General features: G+C 60.9%; 15 protein-coding genes. 6 read left to right on the top strand and 9 right to left on the bottom strand.

Annotated features, from left to right (window positions below; genetic code table 11):
* Positions 1–29 precede the first annotated feature (29 nt).
* The 5 genes from dacB to NTD84_RS22530 all read right to left on the bottom strand — a co-directional run bounded on the left by dacB (position 30) and on the right by NTD84_RS22530 (position 6,217).
* Complete coding sequence (gene dacB, locus NTD84_RS22550) at positions 30–1,490, bottom strand: D-alanyl-D-alanine carboxypeptidase/D-alanyl-D-alanine-endopeptidase (protein WP_262170139.1); 1,461 nt, start codon at positions 1,488–1,490, stop codon at positions 30–32.
* Between the two features lie 276 nt (positions 1,491–1,766).
* Positions 1,767–2,111 (bottom strand): YggL family protein, encoded by a 345-nt coding sequence (locus NTD84_RS22545; protein WP_262170137.1) that lies wholly within the window; start codon positions 2,109–2,111, stop codon positions 1,767–1,769.
* A gap of 85 nt (positions 2,112–2,196) precedes the next feature.
* Positions 2,197–3,504: a metal-dependent hydrolase family protein gene (locus NTD84_RS22540; RefSeq protein ID WP_262170135.1), complete on the bottom strand. Its 1,308-nt coding sequence runs from the start codon at positions 3,502–3,504 to the stop codon at positions 2,197–2,199.
* 43 nt (positions 3,505–3,547) lie between these two features.
* On the bottom strand, positions 3,548–4,828 hold the full coding sequence (locus NTD84_RS22535; protein ID WP_262170133.1) for an OprD family porin: 1,281 nt from the start codon (positions 4,826–4,828) through the stop codon (positions 3,548–3,550).
* 198 nt (positions 4,829–5,026) lie between these two features.
* On the bottom strand, positions 5,027–6,217 hold the full coding sequence (locus NTD84_RS22530; protein WP_262170131.1) for a benzoate/H(+) symporter BenE family transporter: 1,191 nt from the start codon (positions 6,215–6,217) through the stop codon (positions 5,027–5,029).
* A 352-nt stretch (positions 6,218–6,569) separates the two neighbouring features.
* Between NTD84_RS22530 and NTD84_RS22525 the strand changes: the two genes are divergently transcribed.
* The gene (locus tag NTD84_RS22525) at positions 6,570–7,334 is read left to right on the top strand and encodes a GntR family transcriptional regulator (protein WP_262170129.1); all 765 of its coding nucleotides are present in this window, start codon (positions 6,570–6,572) and stop codon (positions 7,332–7,334) included.
* A gap of 181 nt (positions 7,335–7,515) precedes the next feature.
* Here the strand turns inward: NTD84_RS22525 and guaD are convergent, their stop codons facing one another.
* The 4 genes from guaD to xdhA form a co-directional block, all read right to left on the bottom strand.
* A complete protein-coding gene (guaD, locus tag NTD84_RS22520; protein ID WP_262170127.1) occupies positions 7,516–8,820 on the bottom strand; it encodes a guanine deaminase in 1,305 nt (434 codons plus the stop codon).
* Positions 8,821–8,828: 8 nt separating this feature from the next.
* Complete coding sequence (xdhC, locus tag NTD84_RS22515) at positions 8,829–9,686, bottom strand: xanthine dehydrogenase accessory protein XdhC (RefSeq protein WP_262170125.1); 858 nt, start codon at positions 9,684–9,686, stop codon at positions 8,829–8,831.
* Between the two features lie 117 nt (positions 9,687–9,803).
* Positions 9,804–12,203 (bottom strand): xanthine dehydrogenase molybdopterin binding subunit, encoded by a 2,400-nt coding sequence (xdhB, locus tag NTD84_RS22510; protein ID WP_262170123.1) that lies wholly within the window; start codon positions 12,201–12,203, stop codon positions 9,804–9,806.
* Positions 12,196–13,650, bottom strand: a complete 1,455-nt coding sequence (gene xdhA / locus NTD84_RS22505; RefSeq protein WP_262170121.1) for a xanthine dehydrogenase small subunit — start codon at positions 13,648–13,650, stop codon at positions 12,196–12,198. The genes xdhB and xdhA overlap by 8 nt, the downstream gene beginning before the upstream one ends.
* A gap of 268 nt (positions 13,651–13,918) precedes the next feature.
* Here xdhA and NTD84_RS22500 point away from each other — a divergent pair, with 268 nt between their 5' ends.
* The 5 genes from NTD84_RS22500 (at position 13,919) to NTD84_RS22480 (ending at position 23,033) form a co-directional block, all read left to right on the top strand.
* Entirely contained in the window at positions 13,919–14,578 is a 660-nt protein-coding gene (locus tag NTD84_RS22500; protein WP_262170143.1) for a GntR family transcriptional regulator, read from the top strand.
* A gap of 2 nt (positions 14,579–14,580) precedes the next feature.
* Positions 14,581–18,069, top strand: coding sequence for a chromosome segregation protein SMC (gene smc, locus NTD84_RS22495; protein WP_262170119.1), 3,489 nt, complete (start codon positions 14,581–14,583; stop codon positions 18,067–18,069).
* 258 nt (positions 18,070–18,327) lie between these two features.
* Entirely contained in the window at positions 18,328–19,182 is an 855-nt protein-coding gene (gene zipA, locus NTD84_RS22490; protein WP_262170117.1) for a cell division protein ZipA, read from the top strand.
* 172 nt (positions 19,183–19,354) lie between these two features.
* On the top strand, positions 19,355–21,712 hold the full coding sequence (gene ligA, locus NTD84_RS22485) for an NAD-dependent DNA ligase LigA (RefSeq protein ID WP_262170115.1): 2,358 nt from the start codon (positions 19,355–19,357) through the stop codon (positions 21,710–21,712).
* A gap of 154 nt (positions 21,713–21,866) precedes the next feature.
* A complete protein-coding gene (locus tag NTD84_RS22480; protein WP_262170113.1) occupies positions 21,867–23,033 on the top strand; it encodes a putative zinc-binding metallopeptidase in 1,167 nt (388 codons plus the stop codon).
* Positions 23,034–23,039 lie beyond the last annotated feature (6 nt).

The raw sequence follows: 23,039 nt of genomic DNA, 5'->3' as shown, positions 1-23,039 counted from the left end.
CATTCGATCTTCGCGTATCGAAAACCGGGTTACAGAACCGAAGCGGTCTCCGGCAGTTTCGGCTGGCGATACAGGTCCAGGAGCACCTGATCCAGTACCGACGAAGCGCCGAACGGGGCCTTGTCGTTGAGGATCGCCACCACCGCCCAGGTATTGCCGTTGATGTCGCGGCTGAAGCCGGAGATCGCCCGCACGGTATTCAGGGTGCCGGTCTTGACGTGGGCTTCGCCGCGCATCGCGGTGGTCTTCAGGCGTTTACGCATGGTGCCATCGGTGCCGGCAATTGGCATCGAACTGATGAACTCGGCAGCGTACGGACTGTGCCACGCGGCTTGCAGCATCGCGGCCATTTCCCGTGCACTGACACGCTCGGCGCGGGACAGGCCGGAGCCGTTCTCCATCACCAGGTGCGGCGCGGTGATGCCTTTCTTCGCCAGCCACTGACGCACCACGCGCTGGGCTGCTTTGGCATCGTCGCCGTCGGCATCGGTGCGGAATTTCTGGCCCAGGCTCAGGAACAGCTGCTGGGCCATGGTGTTGTTACTGTATTTGTTGATGTCGCGGATGATTTCCGCCAAATCGGGCGAGAAGGCGCGGGCGAGGACCTTGGCGTCTTTCGGCGTTGGCGCCAGCACGTCCTTGCCCTGGATGCTGCCACCCAGTTCTTTCCAGATCGCCCGCACGGCACCGGCGGTGTAGGTCGCGTGGTCGAGCAGCGACAGATAGGTCTGCGAGCTGCAGCCTTCGCCCAGCTGACCGCCAACGGTCACGGTCACGGTGCCGTCAGGTTGGGTCACCGGGTTGTAACGCACGCCGCCGGTGCATTGCTTGGAGTTGATCGCCTTGACCTGGTTTTCGATGACGATGCTGGCAATCGGCGGCTCCACCGACACCAGCACCCGGCCGTTGTCGTTGCGCGCCACGAAGCGCAGGGCCTTGAGATTGACCAGCAGCGAGTCGGGCTTGACCAGGAACGGCTTGTTCTCGTCGTTGCCGTCATCGTTGAATTCGGGCAATTGCGGTTGCACGAAGAAACCGCGGTCCAGCACCAGGTTGCCGGTCACTTGCGTGACGCCGTTGGCCCGCAGGTCGCGCATCAGCAGCCAGAGTTTTTCCATGTTCAGTTTCGGATCGCCGCCACCCTTGAGGTAGAGGTTGCCGTTGAGAATGCCACCGCTGAGGGTGCCGTCGGTGTAGAACTCGGTTTTCCACTGGTGGTTCGGGCCGAGCATCTCCAGGGCAGCGTAGGTGGTCACCAGCTTCATGGTGGAAGCCGGGTTGACTGAGACGTCAGCGTTGAAGACGGTCGGGTTGCCGGGGCCGGTGAGCGGGATCATCACCAGTGACAGGGCGTTGTCCTGCAGCTTGCTGGCCTTCAGGGCCTTTTCGACGTTCGGTGACAACGCAGTATTGATGGTGGCGGCGGAAACAGGGAGGGCCAGGGGGAGAAGAAGACTGGCCAGCAACAGGGGACGCAAAGATTTGATCATGTGAAATAAAACCCTACAGCCGAGGGGAAAAAAGACGAGGGCACGAAAATGAATTCCCTCAGTGATCATGAAAGTGTCGGCATTATGCCCCAAGGTGTCGTGGCTTGTGCCGTGCCTTGGCCTTCTGATCCGCTATTTTTTTACCGGCGGTAACGCTGGAGGAGAGATTGAGAGCCACTTGGCAGGTGATGGGGCAGGAGGCGGGGCGAAGTGAGGGGGATAGTGTGTCGGGCCATAAACAAACAGGGCCATCACGATGGATGGCCCTGTTGAACATCAAGCTACCGGGTTGATCGGCTTTTCCGGATACCAGACGTCGATCAGCGGGCTGACGGTGACTTCGGTCAGTTCGCTGCGGCCCTTGAGCCAGGCTTCAACGGCAGCGCGTTGCTCTTCGGACACGGAGCCACGCTTCTGCAGGCAAACCAGACCGAAGTCATCGCCGCCAACATAGCCCAGACCGTTGGCTTCCATGGCTTCTTTCAGGAAAGCGTTGAGGAATGCATCGATTGCCTCGTCAGCCAAATCTTCCTTGAAGTCCAGGTTCAGCTCGAAGCCCAATTCCTGGAACTCGTCTACACAGAGCTTTTTGCGCAGACGCTGGGAGCGGTTAGTGGCCATGAAACAATCCTCTTAAGTAATAACGCGGCGCATCTTACCAGCTAAGCGGCGTCCCTGCTCCAGATCCCGGGGCTTTTTGCTGCGTTCACAAACCCGGCAACACATCCGAGGGCACAATTGCGCCGCCCTTCATCACCACCGGGATTTTTTCAAGAAGCGAGATATCGGCGATCGGATCGCCATCGACGGCGATCATGTCGGCAAAGCGCCCGGCACTGACGGCGCCGACGTCCTGTTGCCAACTGAGCAGGTCTGCGGCGACCACGGTGGCGGACTGGATCGCCTGCATCGGTGTCATGCCGTACTTCACCATGTAGGCGAACTGCCTGGCATTGGTGCCGATCGGGTAGACACCGGCGTCGGTGCCATAGGCAATCTTGACCCCGGCCTTGACCGCTTTACGGAAGGCCTGACGCTGTACGTCAGTGGTTTCGGTGTTCTTGCGCAGGTAACTCTCCGGCCAGTTTTCCTTGTGGCCGACCTCATCGATGTAGTCGCCGTTGTAGATATCCATCACCAGGTAGGTGCCGTTGTCTTTCGCCAGTTTGATGCCTTCGTCATCCAGCAGCGAGGCATGTTCGACGGATTTGACCCCGGCGCGGATGGCCGCCTTGATGCCTTCCGCGCCATGGGCATGCACCGTGGCATAGCTTTTGTGAACCTTGGCTTCCTGCACCACCGCACGCATTTCTTCCTCGGTCATTTCCATCTGGCCCGGTTCAGTGCCTTCGGCCAGGACCGAGCCGGTGCCCATCATCTTGATGGTGTCCACGCCGTGCTGGAACAGGTAACGGGTCTTCAACTTCGCATCGTTGGCATCACGGTAAACCCCGACGCGCATATCCGCCGGAATCTCCACGCCTGGGGCAAATCCCGTCACCTCACCACCGCCGCCCGCGACGGTGATGTACGCGCCCACCACGTTCATTCGGGGGCCCAGCACCCGGTTGGCGTTGATCGCGTCGCGAAGCGCGACGTCGGTGAATGCGCGATAAGTGCCCAAGTCATGCACCGTGGTAAATCCCGCGCGCAGGGTTTGATAGGCGTGTTTGGCGCCCATCAGCGCCACGTCTTGCGGGGAGTGCAGGAGCGGTTCGGCCACGTTGTTGGTCATGTCCCAGTCGGAGATATGCGTGTGCATATCGATCAGTCCTGGCAGCACGGTCTTGCTTGACCAGTCAATCACGGTGCTGTTGGCCGGTGGCGCGCTCCACGGTTCCACGGCGACGATGCGCTCACCGTCGATCTTGATGCGTTGATCGTTCAGCACCTTGCCTTTTTCGACATCCACCAAGCGGCCCGCATGGACATACACGACGTCTGCGTGGGCGGACAACGCCATCGAGGAGAGAGTGACAGCCAGCGCGATACACTTGATCTTCAAGTTATTCATGCGAAACCTCTGTTATTTATTTTTTAGTGAGCGAATGCGCACATCAGAAAAGATCGAACGGATATTCGGTAATGATTCGAAGTTGCTTGACGCTGTCACCGGTAAAGGCGTGATCGGCATAACGTACCCGCACTGACAGGTTTTTCAGGGGGCCATTGTCAACAACGGTCTTCAAATCGATATCGCGTTCGATTTGTTTGTCCGAATGCGCGTAGTAGGCGTACAAGCCGTCCGGATCAACTTTCTCGTTATCGATATCAAAGCCGTAGACATAACGAACGCCGAGGGTCGTGTGCAAATAACCGGTACTGCCAAAGTCATAGGCATAACCCAGTCCGATCGACTGTTCGCCAGGACCGTTGAAGTCGCCATACTGCGAAGAGTTGGCCAGATAGATGGAGTCCATGTAAGTACCGTCGGACGACATCAAATAGTCGAACGGCTGGCTGCCATGGACTTGTTGATAGGACACCGTAAACGTGTTCGAACCATAGCCGTAGGTGGTCGCCAGTGACCACGCGGTGACGTTTATTGCACCGGCATTGGCCTGTCCTTCATCGAGTGTTCGATACAGGTTGAAGTCGAAACCCACTGTCTGTTCTGTCGCCAGGGGAACACTGTAATTGGCGTTGACGTAGAACTGGCGCCACAGGTCTTCTGCGCGAGAGACATAAAAGCCAACGCCTCCTTCCTCGACCGGCAGATACGTGAAACCTGCATAGTCCACATCGCCGGCGTCTACCCCGGCATATCCGGCCTTGAATCCTGCGTCGTGGTCAGTGGTCGTATAGCCACGTGAGGAGTAGAAGTGCCCGATGTCGATACTGACCTTGTCGATATCGTCACTCAAGAGTTGAAAGCCCCTGGCGGTCATCGGCATCAATCTCAAGTCGGGTGTCGCGAACACCGGGTTGTAAGGGCGCAAGTCGCCAAACTTCAGAAGCGTGTTTGACCATTTCATCTTTACCGCGCCATTGAGTGTCGATGACTCGGATCTTTCACCGTCGCCCTCTGCCGGGAACATGCCTGTGCCCACCGTGCCGCGTCCGCCATCGAGCTTGTAGGCGGTATAGGCACTTGCATCGACACCGAAACCGATAACGCCTTGGGTCAATCCGGACTGATAGTCCATCAGGAACCCCTGTCCCCATCCTCGTGCATCGGGATAATGGGACAGCGAGTTGCGATTGAAATACATATTGCGTGCAAGTAGTTTTGCCGAGCTGCCCTCGATGAAACCTTCCTGGATTTCATCGGCTTGGGCTTGCAGAGAACTTGCGGACATCGAAAACACAAACAGTCCCAGCAGTGGACGATTCTTCATTTAAGGCCTCAGGGTTTTAATTCTTATTGTTTTACGGAAACGCCTGTGCGCCAAAGAATGTGCTCCGATCGCCGGAAGTTACAGTGATGTATCTGCATTAATCCCATGTCAGTAGCGCATAAAAAAACGGCGACCCCAGGGTCGCCGTCATGCGTGTTTTTTTGTAGGCGTTGTCGAGTGAAGCGAAGCGGCGATCTTTCAGGCTTTACGCCAATTCAAAATCACCATCGTCAACACTCCCGCCACGATCCCCCAGAACGCCGAACCAATGGAAAATAACGTCAACCCCGATGCCGTGACCATAAAGGTGATCAGCGCCGCCTCACGTTCCTTCACCTCCGCCATGGCGATGCTCAGGCCATTGATGATTGAGCCGAACAACGCCAGGGCTGCAATCGACAGCACCAGCTCTTTCGGCAGCGCGGCAAACAACGCCGCCAGCGTGGCGCCGAACACCCCGGCGATGCCGTAGAAAATCCCGCACCAGACCGCCGCCGTGTAGCGCTTGTTGCGGTCTTCGTGGGCATGCGCCCCGGTGCAGATGGCCGCGCTGATGGCGGCCAGGTTGATCCCGTGGGAGCCAAACGGCGCCAGCAGCAGCGAGGCAATGCCCGTGGTGGTGATCAGCGGCGAGGCCGGCACGGTGTAGCCGTCAGCGCGCAGCACGGCGATGCCCGGCATGTTCTGCGAGGTCATCGCCACCACGAACAACGGGATGCCGATGCTGATGGTCGCGGCCAGGGAGAAGTGCGGTGTGGTCCAGACCGGCGTCGCCACTTCCAGGTGGAACGTGCTGAAATCCAGCAACCCCATGAACCCCGAGAGCGCGGTGCCGATCAGCAACGCGGCGAGCACGGCGTAGCGGGGCGACAGGCGCTTGATCACCAGATAGGTGAAGAACATCCCCAGGACCAGCGCGGTGCGATGCTGGGCGGCGACGAAAATCTCGCTGCCGATCTTGAACAGAATCCCCGCCAGCAACGCCGCGGCCAGTGACGCCGGGATCTTCTTCACCAGGCGTTCGAAGCTGCCGGTCAAGCCACACACGGTGACCAGCACCGCACAAGTCATATAGGCGCCAATGGCTTCGCCATAACTCACACCGCCGAGGCTGGTGATCAGCAACGCCGCGCCGGGGGTCGACCAGGCGATGGTGATCGGCGTGCGATAACGCAGGGACAGGCCGATCGAGCACACCGCCATGCCAATCGAGATCGCCCAGATCCACGACGAAATCTGCCCACTGGTCAGCCCGGCCGCTTGCCCGGCCTGGAACATCAGCACCAGCGAGCTGGTGTAGCCGGTCATCATTGCGATGAACCCGGCGACGATGGCCGAAGGCGAGGTATCGGCCAGTGGGCGGAGTTGCGTGTGGGTGGCGTCGTTCATGACAGGTGTTCCTTCATGCGTCCAAAAAATATCCGAAGCAACACCGACCCCTGCAGGAGCGAGCTTGCTCGCGATGGAGTGTCAGAGATACCGAGGTGTCAGTTGACACACCCTCGCGAGCAAGCTCGCTCCTACAGAAAGATCGCATTACGCGGCGGATTCTGCGTTCAAGCCTAAACTCAAAGGTAACGCACCGTTGCAATACAGCGGAGGTGACAAACAGCCGTACAGTCGTGCTGCCACCGTCCATTGTGTACAATCGCGGTGTTTTTTACGCGATACTTGCCAGCGACCCACTGTGCCGTATTACAGTCACGGTCAATTCGCCGCAGTTCTCCCGACTCGAGTGCCCATGAACGAACAGTTGCAGCCCCTCAAGAAACAACCGCGAGCAGGCAAAGCCGGCCGTAGCGGTACCCAGGACGATATTGTCTACGCGCATATCTTCGAGGCGATCCTCGAACAGCGCCTGGCGCCCGGCACCAAGTTGAGCGAAGAAGCGCTGGGGGAAATTTTCGGGGTCAGCCGCACCATCATCCGCCGCGCGTTGTCGCGCCTGGCCCATGAAGGCGTCGTGTTGTTGCGGCCGAATCGCGGCGCCGTCGTGGCGAGCCCGAGTGTCGAAGAGGCGCGTCAGGTGTTCCTCGCCCGCCGTCTGGTCGAACGCGCGATAACCGAACTGGCGGTACAGCACGCCACCGCCGAGCAGATCGCCGAATTGCGCCAGATGGTCAACGACGAGCGCGACAGCTTCTCCCGTGGCGATCGCGGTGCCGGTATCCGTCTGTCGGGGGAGTTCCACCTGAAACTGGCCGAGGCGGCGAAGAATGCGCCGCTGATCAGCTTTCAGCGCAGCCTGGTTTCGCAGACTTCGCTGATCATCGCCCAGTATGAAAGCGGCAACCGTTCGCACTGTTCCTATGACGAGCACACCCAGCTGATCGACGCGATCGAAGCGCGCAACGGTGCGCTGGCGGTGGACCTGATGATGCATCACATGGATCACATCGACAGCAAGCTCAACCTCGACGAGGAAAGTGCCTCGGATGATCTGCATGCAGTGTTTTCGCATTTGTTGCAGACCAAGAAGCCGGGGCGCTCGAGCGCCAAGCTCTGAGCTGATACCGCGTTGCGTCCATCGCTGGCAGGCCAGCTCCCACAGTAGTTTTGCGGTGTTCACGATATTTGCGACAAATGCAAAACCCTGTGGGAGCTGGCCTGCCAGCGATAGCCATCTGACAGGCAGCAAAAATCCCCCGGGCTGAAAGGCGCGGGGGATTTTTTTTGCCAGCAATTTCTTACCGCTGGTGCACCAGATTCCCCGCCGCATACGTCTGCAACACCGTCCGGTCATCCCCCAGCGTCATCAATACAAACAACGTCTCGGCAATGTTATTCGCCTGCTTCAAGCGATAGCTCAGCAGCGGCGTAGCGTTGTAGTCCAGCACCAGGAAGTCTGCATCGCTACCCGGCTGCAAGGTGCCGATCCTGTCTTCCAGACGCAGCGCCCGCGCCCCGCCCAGTGTCGCCAGGTACAGCGATTTGAACGGGCTCAAACGCGCACCTTGCAGCTGCATGACCTTGTACGCCTCGTTCAAGGTTTGCAGCAGCGAAAAACTGGTACCGCCGCCGACGTCCGTGCCCAGGCCTACATTCAATTTATGCTTCTCGGCCATCGGCAAGTTGAACAGGCCGCTGCCGAGGAAGAAGTTCGAGGTCGGGCAGAAAGCGATCGCCGAGCCGGTTTCCGCCAGGCGCGCGCATTCGTCGTCGCACAAGTGCACGCCGTGGGCGAACACCGAGCGCTCGCCGAGCAACTGGTAGTGATCGTAGACGTCGAGGTAACCCTTGCGCTCCGGGAACAGTTCCTTGACCCACTCGACTTCCTTGAGGTTTTCGCTGATGTGGGTCTGCATGTACAGGTCCGGGTATTCACTCAGCAACTGGCCGGCGAGGGTCAGTTGTTCCGGGGTGCTGGTCGGGGCGAAGCGCGGGGTGACCGCGTAGTGCAAGCGGCCCTTGCCGTGCCAGCGCTCGATCAGCGCCTTGCTTTCGACGTAGCTGGATTCGGCGGTGTCGGTCAGGTAGTCCGGCGCGTTGCGGTCCATCATCACCTTGCCGGCGATCATCCGCAGGTCCAGCTGTTCGGCGGCTTCAAAGAACGAGTTCACCGATTGCGGGTGCACGCTGCCGAACACCAACGCGGTGGTGGTGCCGTTGCGCAGCAATTCTTTGATGAAAATGCCCGCGACTTCATCCGCGTGGGCCTTGTCGGCGAACTGGCTTTCGCAGGGGAAGGTGTACGTGTTGAGCCAGTCCAGCAATTGCTCGCCGTAGGCGCCGACCATGCCGGTTTGCGGCAGGTGAATGTGGGTATCGATAAAGCCGGGGGTGATCAGCGCGTCCTGATAATGAGTGATCTCGATATCGGCGGGCAGGGTCGGCAGCAAGTCGCGGGCGTGGCCAAGGGCGCTGATCTGGCCGTTATCGACCACCAGCAGACCGTCTTCGAAATACTCATACGACGCGTCGACCCCCACCTCGGCGGGGTCGGCGATGCTGTGCAGGATGGAGGCGCGGTAGGCTTTGCGAGTCAGAGGCATGAGCGTTCTCAGTGTGAGGCTTTCAAAGGGGTGGCCTGACTGCGGCGCGACGCCGGCAGCAGTTTGGCAATCGGTTCGGCGCTGGAGGTTTGCTGACCGAAATTGGCGTTATAGGTGGCGATGATTTCGCCAGCGATGGAAATGGCGATTTCCACAGGCAACTTGCCTTTGACGTCGCCAAGGCCCATCGGGCAGCGCATGCGTTGCAGCACGCTGCTGTCGAAACCGCGGTCGCGCAGGCGGTGTTCGAATTTCACTCGTTTGGTCTTCGAACCGATCAGGCCGAAGTAGGTGAAGTCATTGCGCTTGAGGATCGCGGCGGTGAGTTCGAGGTCGAGCTGGTGGTTGTGGGTCATGACGATGCAGTAACTGCCGGCGGGCAGGTTGTCGATTTCATCCACCGGTTCCTCGGCGACGATTTTGCGCACACCGTGGGGGATCTGCTCGGGGAATTGCGCTTCCCGCGAGTCGATCCAGCGCACCCGGCAGGGCAGGCTGGCGAGCAATGGCACCAGGGCGCGACCGACATGCCCGGCGCCGAACACGGCGATCTGCGCCTGGACCTGGCCCATCGGTTCGAACAGCAGGACGGTCACCCCGCCACAGCATTGGCCGAGGCTGGCACCGAGGCTGAAGCGCTCCAGATGGGTGTCCTGCTTGCCGCTGGCGAGCATCTCGCGGCCGATCTGCATGGCCTTGTATTCCAGGTGCCCGCCGCCGATGGTGTCGAAGGTCTGGCTGGCGCTGATGACCATTTTCGAACCGGCGTTGCGCGGCGTCGAGCCGAGCTCTTCGATGATGGTGACCAATACGCAGGGTTCACCCTGGGATTGCAGGTCGGCGAGGGCGTCGATCCAGTTGTACATGTTTCACCTCGACATCTTTTTTGTCTGTTCGGGCCTCTTCGCGAGCAAGCCCGCTCCCACAGGGGATTGCATTGCAAATGTGGGAGCGGGCTTGCTCGCGAAGGCCGCGCCTCGGTTTCAGAGCGGAGCCAACTCGGTCTCAGGCTCGACAGCCTTCGCCACCTTCAACTGGCGCATCTGCTCACACCCCCACAACACCCGTTCCGGGGTCGCCGGTGCATCGATTTTCGGTTGATGCCTGTAGTCACCCAGACTCGCCACGGCGTCCTTGATCGCACACCACGAGGCGATGCCCAGCATGAACGGCGGCTCACCCACGGCCTTGGAATGGAATACCGTGTCTTCCGGGTTCTTGCGGTTCTCCACCAGCTTCACCCGCAGGTCCAGCGGCATGTCCGCCACGGCCGGGATCTTGTAGCTGGCCGGGCCGTTGGTCATCAGTTTGCCTTTGGCATTCCAGACCAGTTCTTCCATGGTCAGCCAGCCCATGCCCTGGATGAAACCGCCCTCGACCTGGCCGATGTCGATGGCCGGGTTCAGCGAGGCGCCGACGTCGTGGAGGATGTCGGTACGGAGCATCTTGTATTCGCCGGTCAGGGTGTCGACCAGCACTTCGCAACACGCTGCGCCGAAGGCGAAATAATAGAACGGCCGCCCACGTGCCTGGCTGCGGTCGTAGTAGATTTTCGGGGTCTTGTAGAAGCCGGTGCTCGACAGCGACACCTGGGCGAAATACGCCTGCTGGATCAGCGCTTCGAACGTCAGGATGTGATCGCGCACGCGGACATGGCCGTTGTGGAACTCCACGTCTTCTTCGCTGACCTTGTAGTGCCGCGCGGCAAATTCCACCAGGCGCTGCTTGATGATTTCCGCCGCATTCTGTGCAGCCTTGCCGTTGAGGTCGGCGCCGCTGGAGGCGGCGGTCGGCGAGGTATTCGGCACCTTGTCGGTGTTGGTCGCAGTGATCTGCACGCGGTCCATTTCCACCTGGAACACTTCGGCCACAACCTGCGCGACCTTGGTGTTCAACCCCTGGCCCATCTCGGTGCCGCCGTGGTTCAGGTGGATGCTGCCGTCGGTGTAGACGTGGACCAGCGCACCGGCCTGGTTGAGGAAACTGGCGGTGAAGGAAATGCCGAATTTCACCGGGGTCAGCGCCAGGCCTTTTTTCAGGATCGGACTGTTGGCGTTGTAGCGGCGGATCGCTTCGCGGCGCTCGGCGTACTGGCTGCTTTCTTCCAGTTCGGCGGTCATTTCCTCGAGCATGTTGTGCTCGACGGTCTGGTAGTAATGGGTAACGTTGCGCTCGGTCTTGCCGTAGTAGTTGGCTTTGCGCACCGCCAGCGGATCAAGGGCCAGGTGGCGGGCAATCGCGTCCATCACTTCTTCGATGGCGACCATCCCTTGCGGACCGCCGAAGCCCCGGTAAGCGGTGTTCGACGCGGTGTTGGTCTTGCAGCGGTGGCCGTTGATGGTCGCATCGCCCAGGTAGTACGAGTTGTCAGCGTGGAACATCGCCCGGTCGACGATCGACGCCGAGAGGTCCGGCGAACAACCGCAGTTACCGGCCAGTTCCAGGGCGATGCCGTGCAGCCGACCGCTGCTGTCGAAACCGACGTCGTACTCGACGTAGAACGGGTGGCGCTTGCCGGTCATCAGCATGTCTTCGACCCGTGGCAGGCGCATCTTGGTCGGCTGGCCGGTGAGGTGCGCGACCACGGCGCACAGGCACGCCGGGCTCGCGGCCTGGGTTTCCTTGCCGCCGAAACCGCCGCCCATGCGGCGCATGTCGACAACGATCTTGTTCATCGACACGTCGAGCACTTCGGCGACCAGCTTCTGCACTTCGGTCGGGTTCTGCGTCGAGCAGTAGACGATCATGCCGCCGTCTTCCGTTGGCATCACCGAAGAGATCTGGGTTTCCAGGTAGAAGTGTTCCTGGCCGCCGATGTGCAGGGTGCCCTGGATGCGATGCTCAGCAGTCGCCAGGGCACCGGCCGAATCGCCGCGCTGATGGGTGTGGCTGTCGAGCACGAAGTGGCGTTTGCGCAACGCTTCGACCACGTCCAGCACCGGTTCGAGGTCCTCGTATTCGATGATCGCGGCCATGGCGGCTTTGCGCGCGGTTTCCAGGTCTTTCGCCGCGACGGCAATCACCGGTTGGCCAACGAATTCCACGGTGTCGATGGCCAGCAGCGGGTCACCCGGCAACAGTGGCCCGATGTCTTTCAGCCCCGGCACATCTTCGTGGGTAATGGCGATGCGCACGCCTTCAAAGGCATAGCACGGCGAGGTGTCGATGCTGATGATCTTCGCGTGGGCGCGGTCCGACAGGCGTGCGTACACGTGCAGTTGGTTGGGGAATTCCAGGCGGTCGTCGATGTACTGCGCTTCACCGGACACATGTTTGGCGGCGCTGTCGTGCTTGACGCTGCGGCCGACACCGGTGGTCAGGTCCTTGGCGAACAGTTCAGCCAGTTCGGCCTGGGTCTTCTCTACGGCGTGATGGTTAGACATAAGCGGTCACCCGAGTCTCGATGTGCGGCGTTTGCAGTTCGATGAAGTATTTGCGCAGCAGGTTCTGCGCGCTGAGCAGGCGGTATTCCTTGCTCGCGCGGAAGTCCGAGAGCGGCGTGAAATCTTCCGCCAGGGCGGCGCAGGCGCGTTCGACGGTGGTGTGGTTGAACGGTGCGCCGAGCAACGCGGTTTCGCAGCGCTTGGCGCGTTTTGGAATGGCCGCCATGCCGCCGAAGGCTACGCGGGCATCGGCGATCACGCCGTTGTCGATGCGCAGGTTGAAGGCCGCGCACACTGCGGAGATGTCATCGTCCAGCCGCTTGGACACCTTGTAGGCGCGGAACAGTTGTTCGGCACTGGCACGGGGCACGATGATCTTCTCGATGAACTCGCTTTCCTGACGTGCGGTGACCCGGTAATCGATGAAGTAATCCTCCAGCGCCATGGTCCGGCGGGTCTCGCCCTTGCACAGGACGATCTGCGCGCCGAGGGCGATCAGCAGCGGTGGCGAGTCACCGATCGGCGAGGCGTTGCCGATGTTGCCGCCGAGGGTGCCCTGGTTGCGGATCTGCAACGAGGCGAAGCGTTGGAGTAATTCGCCGAAATCCGGGTATTCGGCTTTCAAGGCTTCGTAGCAGTCGGAGAGGGCCGTGGCGGCGCCGATTTCCAGGCGATCGTCAAAGCGTTCGATGCGCTTCATCTCAGCGACGTTGCCCACGTAAATCATCACCGGCAACGTGCGGTGGAATTGGGTGACTTCCAGCGCCAGGTCGGTGCCGCCAGCGAGCAGGCGTGCTTGTGGATAAGCGTCATACAGGTCGGCCAGATCGGCCACGGTCAGCGGCACCAGGCAGCGTTTGTCGCCGCTGTTGAGTTCGCCGATATCGGTCGGCGCGATGGCTTTCAGACGGGCAATGGTCTCGGTTTCGCGGGCGTCGAACTGATCCGGTTGCTGGCCGCAGCAGGACTGTTCGGCGGCGGCGAGGATCGGTCGATAGCCGGTGCAACGGCAGAGGTTGCCGGCCAGCGCTTCATGGGCCTTGTGCGAATCCGGCTGATCGCTGTTCTTCTGCAGGGCGAACAGCGACATGACGAAGCCCGGCGTGCAGAACCCACACTGCGAGCCGTGGCACTCGACCATGGCTTTTTGCACGCTGTGCAGTTCGCCCTGGTGCTTGAGGTCTTCGACGCTGATCAATTGCTTGCCGTGCAGCGACGAAACGAACGTCAGGCACGAGTTGAGGCTGCGATAGCGAATATGTTCGCGGCCGGTGTCATCCGTTTGCAACTCGCCGACCACCACCGTGCACGCGCCGCAGTCACCGCTGGCGCAGCCTTCTTTGGTGCCGGGTTTGCCCACGTGGTCGCGCAAGTAATTGAGCACGGTCAGGTTCGGGTCCAGGGCGTGCTCGCTACGGAGTTCCTGGTTTAGTAAAAACTGGATCACGGAAGGCCTCGCAGACTCATTATTGTTGTTAACCGACGTGGACCGAATTTATCAGGTCTGACTTTTGGGTCAATGATTTTCTGACTTAAAGGTCAGGAAATAGCATTTTGTCGATCAGCAACCGGTTCCTTCATTATTGACCCTCGCGGGATACCCTGCTTTTTTGCGGGATTCGTGCCAAAAACCGCCGAGTGGGCACTCCGCCATGACCCTTCATCTGCGCTACACTGCGCCGCTTGTGCAGATCGAAGAGTTTGAAGGGACAACCATGACGTTCAAGGCGCCGGACAGCCTCGCCGAGCAAATTGCTCACCACCTCGCCGAACGCATCATTCGTGGCGAAATGAAGCCCGGGGAGCGGATCCAGGAACAGAAGGTCACGCTGGCCCTCAATGTCAGCCGCGGCTCGGTCCGCGAAGCCTTGCTGATCCTCGAGCGGCGTCACCTGATCGCGATCCTGCCGCGTCGCGGCGCGCACGTTACCGAGCTCACCGCGCACAAGGTGCAGAGCCTGTGCACGCTGATGAGCGAGCTGTACATCCTGCTTGGCAACGCAGTGGCCAGCGGCTGGAAAGTCCAGGCCGACATGGCGCCGTTCGTGCAGATCCAGCAGCGCCTCACCGCCAGCTACGAGCGCCAGGACATCCGCGCCTTCGTCGATGACAGTTTCAATGTGATGCGCGCCGCCTATCCATTCGCCAATAACCCGTACTTGCAGGAAACCGTCGAGAACCTGCAGCCGGCCATGAGCCGCGCGTATTTCCTCGCCCTTGACCAGCGCAAAGCCTCGATGAGCGAGTTCCTCGAACTGTTCGAGCGCTTGCTCGCGGCGGTGCTGGCCCGTGATTTCCCGCAGATCCGCGAAGTGCTGACGGCGTACGCCCAGCGCAGTTGCGATCTGGTGGTTGCTGCCTTGACGGACGCTTAAGCGTGCGGCTCAAGTGCATCAAGCTGGCGGGGTTCAAATCCTTCGTCGACCCGACCACGGTGAACTTCCCCAGTAACATGGCGGCGGTGGTCGGGCCCAATGGTTGCGGCAAATCAAACATCATCGACGCCGTGCGCTGGGTAATGGGCGAGAGCTCGGCCAAGAACCTGCGCGGCGAGTCGATGACCGACGTCATCTTCAACGGCTCGACCAGCCGTAAACCGGTGAGCCAGGCGAGCATCGAGCTGGTGTTCGACAACTCCGACGGCACCCTGCTCGGCGAATACGCCGCCTACGCGGAAATCTCCATTCGCCGCAAAGTGACCCGCGACAGCCAGACCACTTACTACCTCAACGGCACCAAATGCCGCCGTCGCGACATCACCGACATCTTCCTCGGCACCGGCCTTGGACCGCGCAGCTACTCGATCATCGAGCAGGGGATGATCTCCAAGCTGATCGAGTCCAAGCCTGAAGACCTGCGTAACTTCATTGAAGAAGCGGCGGGGATCTCCAAATACAAGGAGCGCCGGCGCGAGACTGAAAACCGCATTCGTCGCACCCACGAAAACCTCGAGCGCCTGACCGACCTGCGCGAGGAGCTTGAGCGGCAGCTCGAACGCCTGCACCGTCAGGCCGAGGCCGCCAAAAAGTACCAGGAATACAAGGGCGAGGAGCGTCAGCTCAAGGCCCAACTGTCGGCCTTGCGCTGGCAGGCGCTGAACGAACAGGTCGGGCAGCGTGAAGCGATCATCGGCACCCAGGAAGTCACGTTCGAAGCGTTGGTGGCCGAGCAGCGCAATGCCGACGCGGCTATCGAACGCTTTCGCGACGGGCACCATGACCTGTCCGAACGCTTCAATCTGGTGCAGGGGCGTTTCTATTCGGTCGGCGGCGACATCGCCCGGGTCGAGCAGAGCATCCAGCACGGCCAGCAGCGTTTGCGTCAGTTGCAGGACGATCTGAAGGAAGCCGAGCGCGCGCGCCTGGAAACCGAGTCGCACCTGGGCCACGACCGCACGTTGCTGCTGACCCTCGGCGAAGAGCTGGCCATGCTCACCCCGGAGCAGGAAGTCACCAGCGCCGCCGCCGAAGAAGCCGCCGCCGCCCTGGAGGAATCCGAAACCACCATGCACGGCTGGCAGGAGCAGTGGGACACGTTCAACCTGACCGCCGCCGAACCGCGTCGGCAATCCGAGGTTCAGCAGTCGCGCATCCAGCAGCTGGAAACCAGCATGGAGCGCCTGGCCGAGCGGCAGAAGCGCCTCGGCGAAGAGCGCGCGTTGCTCTCGGCGGACCCGGAGGACGCTGCGATCATGGAACTCAGCGAGCAACTCGCGGCGAGTGAGGCGACGCTGGAAGACTTGCAGGCCAGCGAGGAAGCGCAGGTCGAACGCCTTGAACAATTACGTCAGGAATTGCAGCAAGCGCTGTCGGCACAGCAACAGGCCCAGGGTGATCTGCAGCGCCTCAACGGCCGGCTCGCTTCCCTTGAAGCCTTGCAGCAAGCCGCCCTGGATCCGGGCACCGGCACCGCGCAATGGCTGCGCGAGCAGCACCTGGCGGATCGCCCGCGACTCGCCGAAGGCCTGAAAGTTGAAGCCGGTTGGGAGCTGGCGGTGGAGACCGTGCTCGGCGCTGACCTGCAAGCGGTGCTGGTGGATGACTTTGGTGATTTCGATCTGGCCGGTTTTGCCCAGGGTGATTTGCGTTTACTCAGCCCCGCCAGCGACGGCGTGCGCGTGCCGGGCAGCTTGCTCGACAAGGTCGAGGCGCAGATCGATTTGTCGCCATGGCTTGGGCAAGTCAAACCGGTCGAAAGCCTCGAACAGGCGTTGGCCCTGCGCAGTCAGTTGAGTGCCGGCCAGAGCCTGATCAGCCGCGACGGCTATTGGGTCGGTCGACACTTTTTGCGAGTGCGCCGGGCCAGCGAGGCGGAAAGTGGCGTGCTGGCGCGCGGTCAGGAAATCCAGCAACTGACCATCGAACGTGAAGAGCGTGAGGCCACGGTCGAAACCCTGGAAACCCAGTTGCAAAACCTGCGGGCACAGCAGCGTCAGCAGGAGAACGGCCGCGAACATCTGCGCCGTTTGCTGCAGGACGAAGCCCGTCAGCAAGGTGAATTGAAAGCTCAATTGTCCGCGGGCAAGGCCAAGGTCGAGCAGTTGATGTTGCGCCGTGCGCGGCTCGATGAAGAACTCACCGAGCTGGCCGAGCAGCGCGCGCTGGAGCACGAAAACATCGGCGAAGCGCGCCTGCAATTGCAGGACGCGCTGGATGCCATGGCGCTGGATACCGAGCAGCGCGAGTTGCTGCTGGCCCAGCGCGACAGCCTGCGCGAGCGCCTTGACCGGGTGCGTCAGGAAGCGCGGCAACACAAGGATCACGCGCATCAACTGGCGGTGCGCCTGGGCTCGCTCAAGGCGCAACACGACTCGACGCGCCAGGCCCTTGAACGCCTGGAAATGCAGTCCGAGCGCCTGACCGAAAAGCGCGAACAGCTGAGCCTCAATCTGGAGGAGGGCGAGGCGCCGCTGGAAGAGTTGCGGATGAAACTCGAAGAGTTGCTCGACAAGCGCATGACCGTCGACGAAGAACTCAAGACCGCGCAGATCGCCCTCGAAGACGCCGACCGTGAACTGCGTGACGCCGAGAAGCGCCGTACCCAGGCCGAGCAGCAGTCGCAGCTGATTCGTGGCCAGATGGAAACCCAGCGCATGGAATGGCAAGCCCTGACCGTGCGCCGCAAGGCTCTTGAAGATCAGTTGCTCGAAGACGGTTACGACCTGCACGGCGTGCTCGCCACCCTGGTGGCGGAGGTTAGCGAGAAGGACGCCGAGGAAGAACTGGAACGCATTGCCGCGCGCATCCAGCGCCTCGGCGCGATCAACCTCGCGGCCATCGACGAATACCAGCAACAATCCGAGCGTAAACGTTATCTGGATGCGCAGAACGACGACCTGGTGGAAGCGCTGGACACCCTCGAAAACGTAATTCGCAAGATCGACAAGGAAACCCGCAACCGTTTCAAAGATACCTTTGATCAGATCAATGGCGGTTTACAGGCACTTTTCCCAAAAGTTTTCGGTGGAGGCCGCGCCTATTTGGAACTGACGGGCGAAGATCTACTCGATACAGGGGTGACGATCATGGCGCAGCCGCCCGGAAAGAAGAACAGCACCATCCATTTGCTCTCCGGTGGCGAAAAAGCCCTGACCGCTCTGGCCCTGGTTTTTGCGATCTTCAAGTTGAATCCGGCGCCGTTCTGCATGCTCGATGAAGTTGACGCGCCACTGGATGACGCTAACGTTGGACGTTACGCACGATTGGTAAAAGAGATGTCGCAGACGGTGCAGTTCATCTATATCACCCACAACAAGATCGCCATGGAGATGGCCGATCAATTGATGGGGGTGACGATGCACGAACCGGGTTGCTCGCGTCTGGTGGCAGTGGATGTCGAGGAGGCGATGGCGATGGTGGATGCCTGAGTCAGCGCTTGTAGGACGGGTATTTTCGGTCTGTCAGGCTTTTCTGACCTTTCTTACTTGCTGGCCAATCGACATATTCGCGCAAGCCATTGTGACAGACGGTGTAAAGTTGCCTTTGGTCGTGCTAGTTTAATGTCAATTTTTCGTATACGTGGGCAAAACGCCTGTCAGAACATAGAGTTGGCGCCACGTTTTAAAGCGGTTTACGAGTTGTAAACCCCTTATTTTTCAGCATTTTTTATAGAGGCACGGGATTACATGGAAATCGGTCTGCGCGAGTGGCTGATCGTCATCGGCATTATTGTCATTGCCGGTATTCTTTTCGATGGCTGGCGCCGTATGCGCGGCGGCAAGGGAAAACTGAAGTTCCGTCTTGATCGAAGTCTGTCCAATCTGCCAGACGAGGACACCAGCGCCGAGCTGTTGGGCCCGCCCCGCGTCCTGGATACCCATAAAGAACCGCAACTGGACGAGCACGATCTGCCGTCGGTGAGCATGCCGGCCCGTGAGCCCCGTGAATCGGGTTCCAAGCGCGGCAAGCGTGGCCATAGCGAACCGTCCCAGGGCGACATGAACCTCAGCCTCGACCTGGACGGCGGCCCGAACTTCAGCAGCCGTGACGACGACTTCCCGGATGACAGCAAGGCCTCGCCTTCGGTCAGCGAAAAGGAACAACCGCAAGCCGAAGAAGTGCTGGTGATCAGCGTGATCTGCCGCGACGCTGCCGGCTTCAAGGGCCCGGCGCTGCTGCAGAACATTCTGGAAAGCGGCCTGCGTTTCGGTGAGATGGACATTTTCCACCGTCACGAAAGCATGGCCGGTAACGGCGAAGTCCTGTTCTCCATGGCCAATGCGGTCAAGCCGGGCATCTTCGACCTGGACGATATCGATCACTTCAGCACGCCGGCCGTGAGCTTCTTCCTCGGCCTGCCGGGCCCGCGTCATCCGAAGCAGGCGTTCGACGTGATGGTGGCGGCGGCGCGCAAACTGTCCCAGGAGCTGAATGGCGAACTGAAGGACGACCAACGCAGCGTATTGACCGCCCAGACGATCGAGCACTACCGCCAGCGCATCGTTGAATTCGAGCGTCGCGCGCTGACCCAGAAACGCTGATATTGGCAACGTGCGGGGCGCCTTGATAACCCCGCACCCCTGTAGGAGCCGGCCTGCCGACGATGGCGCACTTGAGATCGCCATCGCCGGCAAGCCGGGCTCCTACAATGAATCTACGCCGCATCAACATTGAGCAGCCTCGGCTGCTCTTTTGCTTTATGAGAGAACACCCATGACCGCCGCCAAAACCCGCATTCTAGAGCTGCGTGCTGAGCTGGATCAGCACAACTATCGCTACCACGTGCTGGACGAGCCGAGCATTCCGGACGCCGAATATGACCGGCTGTTCCACGAGCTCAAAGCCCTTGAAGCGGCCAACCCCGACCTCATCACCAGCGACTCGCCGACCCAGCGCGTCGGCAGCGCGGCGCTGTCGGCGTTCACCCAGGTGCGCCACGAAGTGCCGATGCTCAGCCTCGGCAACGCCTTCGAAGAAGCCGACATGCGTGAGTTCGATCGGCGGGTGACCGAGGGCCTCGACCTGCCGGCCGGCGATCTGTTGGGTGGTGGCGCGGCGGTCGAGTACAGCTGTGAGCCGAAGCTCGATGGCCTGGCTGTCAGCCTGCTGTATCAGGACGGTGTGCTGGTGCGCGGCGCGACCCGCGGAGACGGCACTACGGGCGAAGACATCAGCGTCAACGTGCGCACCGTGCGCAACATCCCGCTGAAGCTGCAAGGCAGCGGCTGGCCAGCGACCCTGGAAGTGCGCGGCGAAGTGTTCATGTCCAAGGCCGGTTTCGAACGGCTCAACGCCACACAGCTGGAAGTCGGCGGCAAGACGTTCGCCAACCCGCGCAACGCAGCGGCGGGCAGCCTGCGACAGCTGGATTCGAAGATCACCGCCAACCGTCCACTGGAATTCTGCTGCTACGGCATCGGCCAGATTTCGGCCGACATTGCCGACACCCACGTCGGCAATCTGAAACAACTGCAGGCCTGGGGCTTGCCAATCAGTCGCGAACTGAAACTGGCGCACGGCATCGATGAGTGCCTGGATTACTACCGCGACATCGGTGAGCGCCGCAACGGGCTGGCCTACGAAATCGACGGCGTGGTGTTCAAGGTCAACAGCATCGCTTCCCAGCGTGAACTGGGTTTCCGCGCGCGCGAACCGCGCTGGGCGATTGCCCACAAATTCCCGGCGATGGAAGAACTCACCGAATTGCTCGACGTGGAATTCCAGGTCGGTCGCACCGGCGCCGTGACGCCGGTGGCGCGTTTGAAACCGGTCAAGGTCGCCGGCGTCACCGTGGCCAATGCGACGCTGCACAACATGGATGAAGTCGCGCGTCTGGGCCTGATGATCGGCGACACGGTGATCATCCGCCGCGCCGGCGACGTGATTCCGCAAGTGGTGCAAGTGGTCACCGAGCGTCGTCCGCAAAACGCCCGAGCGGTGCAGATCCCGGAAAAGTGTCCGGTGTGCGGTTCCCACGTTGAGCGCACGCAACTGGTCAAGCGCAGCAAGGGGCGCGAGACCGTCAGCGAAGGCGCGGTGTATCGTTGCGTAGGGCGTCTGGCCTGTGGTGCGCAGCTCAAGCAGGCGATCATTCATTTTGTTTCGCGCCGGGCCATGGACATCGAAGGCCTGGGCGACAAAAGCGTCGAGCAACTGGTCGATGAAGGCCTGGTGAGTTCGCCCGCCGATCTGTACGCGCTGAAATTCGACGACATTGTCGATCTGGAAGGGTTTGCCGAACTGTCGAGCAAGAAGTTGCTCAGCGCCATCGAAGACAGCAAAAAGCCGAGTCTGGCGCGCTTCATCTATGCCCTCGGCATTCCCGATGTCGGCGAGGAAACGGCCAAGGTCCTGGCGCGTTCACTCGGTTCGCTGGAGCGGGTTCAACAAGCATTGCCGCAGGTGCTCACGTACCTGCCGGACGTCGGTCTGGAAGTGGCGCACGAGATTCATAGCTTCTTTGAGGATGCGCACAACCAGCAGGTGATCGCGGATCTGCTCAAGCACGGCCTGCAGATTCAGGATCAGGGCGAGCTGGGCGCCGAGTTTGCCGCGAGCACCACCCTTGGCGGCTTCCTCGACAAGTTGCATATTCCGTCGGTCGGGCCGGGCGGTGCGCAGAAACTGGCGGACAGGTTCGGCTCGCTGGAAGGCGTATTCAATGCGGATTGGCTGGACATGCGCCAGGCACTGCCGGAGAAGCAGGCCAACTCGGTTCGCGAGTTCTTCGCCGTGGCCGAGAACCGTCAGATCGCCGAAGCCGCCGAGCGACAACTGCGCGATTTCGGCATGCATTGGCAGAGCGAGAAAAAAGTCGTCGAAGGCCTGCCGCTGGCGGGGCAGACCTGGGTGTTGACCGGTTCGCTGGAGTTGATGAGTCGCGACGTCGCCAAGGACAAACTGGAAAGCCTCGGCGCCAAGGTGGCCGGGTCGGTGTCGGCCAAGACCCATTGCGTGGTGGCCGGGCCGGGGGCGGGCTCAAAGTTGGCCAAGGCCAATGAGTTGGGGTTGAAAGTGCTGGATGAAGAGGCGTTTGTCGCGTTTCTGAGTCAGCACGGTATTTCCGTGTAATGCCATTCGCGGGCAGGCTCGCTCCCACATTGGGAGCGCGGCGCCCTGTAGGAGCGAGCTTGCTCGCGAAGGCGATATTCGCCACTGCGCAAAAAACGGGAACGATCGACACCCCGACGTGATCTAGTCTTGGCAAGCCCAGGGAGAGATCGCCATGCACCGCTTCTTCGAACAGCTCAGTTCCCGCATCGCCGCGCCCTTCATCGGCGAGCGTTCGCGCAACAGCAAGGTCTGGCATTGCCGCTGCGGGCAGTCGCTGTTCTTCCGTAACAGTCAATGCCTGGCCTGTTCCGCGGCGCTGGGCTATCAACCGGAGCAGAGTCGTTTGTCGTCGCTGCAACCCGGCATGGAGGCTGACACCTGGCTGCTTGATGCCGACCCCGAGGCGGGCGTGTTCCGCCGTTGCGCCAACCTCGACGCCGCCGCCGCGTGCAACTGGCTATTGCCGGCCAACGATCACGACGCGTTGTGCCTCGCCTGCAGTCTGAATCGCACCATTCCCGATCTGTCGATCCCGGAAAACCACGAACGCTGGCGTAAAGTCGAGACCGCCAAGCGACGGTTGATCGCGCAATTGATCAGCCTGGGTTTACCGGTTATCGCCAAATCCGTGGACGAAGAAACCGGGCTGGCGTTCGATTTCATCGGCGTCGACCTCGAAGGCAAAGCGCCCACCACCGGCCACGCCAAAGGCCTGATCACCCTCGATATCAAGGAAGCCGACGACGCCCACCGCGAGCAGGTCCGGGTGCAGATGCACGAACCGTATCGCACGTTGCTCGGGCATTTTCGTCACGAGGTGGGCCACTATTATTGGGACCGGCTGATCGCCAACAGCCAGTGGCTGGAGCCGTTTCGCGGCCTGTTCGGCGACGAGCGTGCGAGCTACGCCGATGCGCTTGAGCGGCATTACCAGCAAGGCGCGCCGCTCGACTGGCAGGAGCATTTCGTCAGCGCCTACGCGACGATGCATCCGTGGGAAGACTGGGCGGAAACCTGGGCGCACTACCTGCACATGATGGACGCGGTCGACACCGCCCTCGGTTTCGGCATGAGCGCGCGGGAGATGGATTTCGACTACCAGCCGTTTCCGCCCAGCACCCTCTACGATCCGCAGCATCCCGGCGGCACGGCGTTCCTGTCTTTCGTCAATGCGTGGATCGAACTGGCCGGCATGCTCAACGAACTGTCCCGCAGCATGGGCCAGCCGGATTTCTACCCGTTCGTCCTGCCGCCCGCGGTGATCGCCAAGCTGCACTTCATCCACCTGGTGATCCAGCAAGAGGGCGGCAGGGCAGATGAAGTGTTGCAGGACCTGTAGCGGTGG

The sequence above is a fragment of the Pseudomonas sp. 14P_8.1_Bac3 genome (genome assembly GCF_025466085.1).
GTDB lineage: Bacteria > Pseudomonadota > Gammaproteobacteria > Pseudomonadales > Pseudomonadaceae > Aquipseudomonas.
This window is presented reverse-complemented; position numbering and strand designations above follow the sequence as displayed.

What these genes read in the sequence shown, in the direction of transcription:
- NTD84_RS22530 (WP_262170131.1), bottom strand. Translation starts at nt 6,217, where the DNA reads ATGAACGACGCCACCCACACGCAACTCCGCCCACTGGCCGATACCTCG.
- xdhC (WP_262170125.1), bottom strand. Translation starts at nt 9,686, where the DNA reads ATGTACAACTGGATCGACGCCCTCGCCGACCTGCAATCCCAGGGTGAA.
- NTD84_RS22540 (WP_262170135.1), bottom strand. Translation starts at nt 3,504, where the DNA reads ATGAATAACTTGAAGATCAAGTGTATCGCGCTGGCTGTCACTCTCTCC.
- xdhB (WP_262170123.1), bottom strand. Translation starts at nt 12,203, where the DNA reads ATGTCTAACCATCACGCCGTAGAGAAGACCCAGGCCGAACTGGCTGAA.
- NTD84_RS22500 (WP_262170143.1), top strand. Translation starts at nt 13,919, where the DNA reads ATGACGTTCAAGGCGCCGGACAGCCTCGCCGAGCAAATTGCTCACCAC.
- NTD84_RS22525 (WP_262170129.1), top strand. Translation starts at nt 6,570, where the DNA reads ATGAACGAACAGTTGCAGCCCCTCAAGAAACAACCGCGAGCAGGCAAA.
- zipA (WP_262170117.1), top strand. Translation starts at nt 18,328, where the DNA reads ATGGAAATCGGTCTGCGCGAGTGGCTGATCGTCATCGGCATTATTGTC.
- ligA (WP_262170115.1), top strand. Translation starts at nt 19,355, where the DNA reads ATGACCGCCGCCAAAACCCGCATTCTAGAGCTGCGTGCTGAGCTGGAT.
- NTD84_RS22535 (WP_262170133.1), bottom strand. Translation starts at nt 4,828, where the DNA reads ATGAAGAATCGTCCACTGCTGGGACTGTTTGTGTTTTCGATGTCCGCA.
- guaD (WP_262170127.1), bottom strand. Translation starts at nt 8,820, where the DNA reads ATGCCTCTGACTCGCAAAGCCTACCGCGCCTCCATCCTGCACAGCATC.
- dacB (WP_262170139.1), bottom strand. Translation starts at nt 1,490, where the DNA reads ATGATCAAATCTTTGCGTCCCCTGTTGCTGGCCAGTCTTCTTCTCCCC.
- NTD84_RS22545 (WP_262170137.1), bottom strand. Translation starts at nt 2,111, where the DNA reads ATGGCCACTAACCGCTCCCAGCGTCTGCGCAAAAAGCTCTGTGTAGAC.
- NTD84_RS22480 (WP_262170113.1), top strand. Translation starts at nt 21,867, where the DNA reads ATGCACCGCTTCTTCGAACAGCTCAGTTCCCGCATCGCCGCGCCCTTC.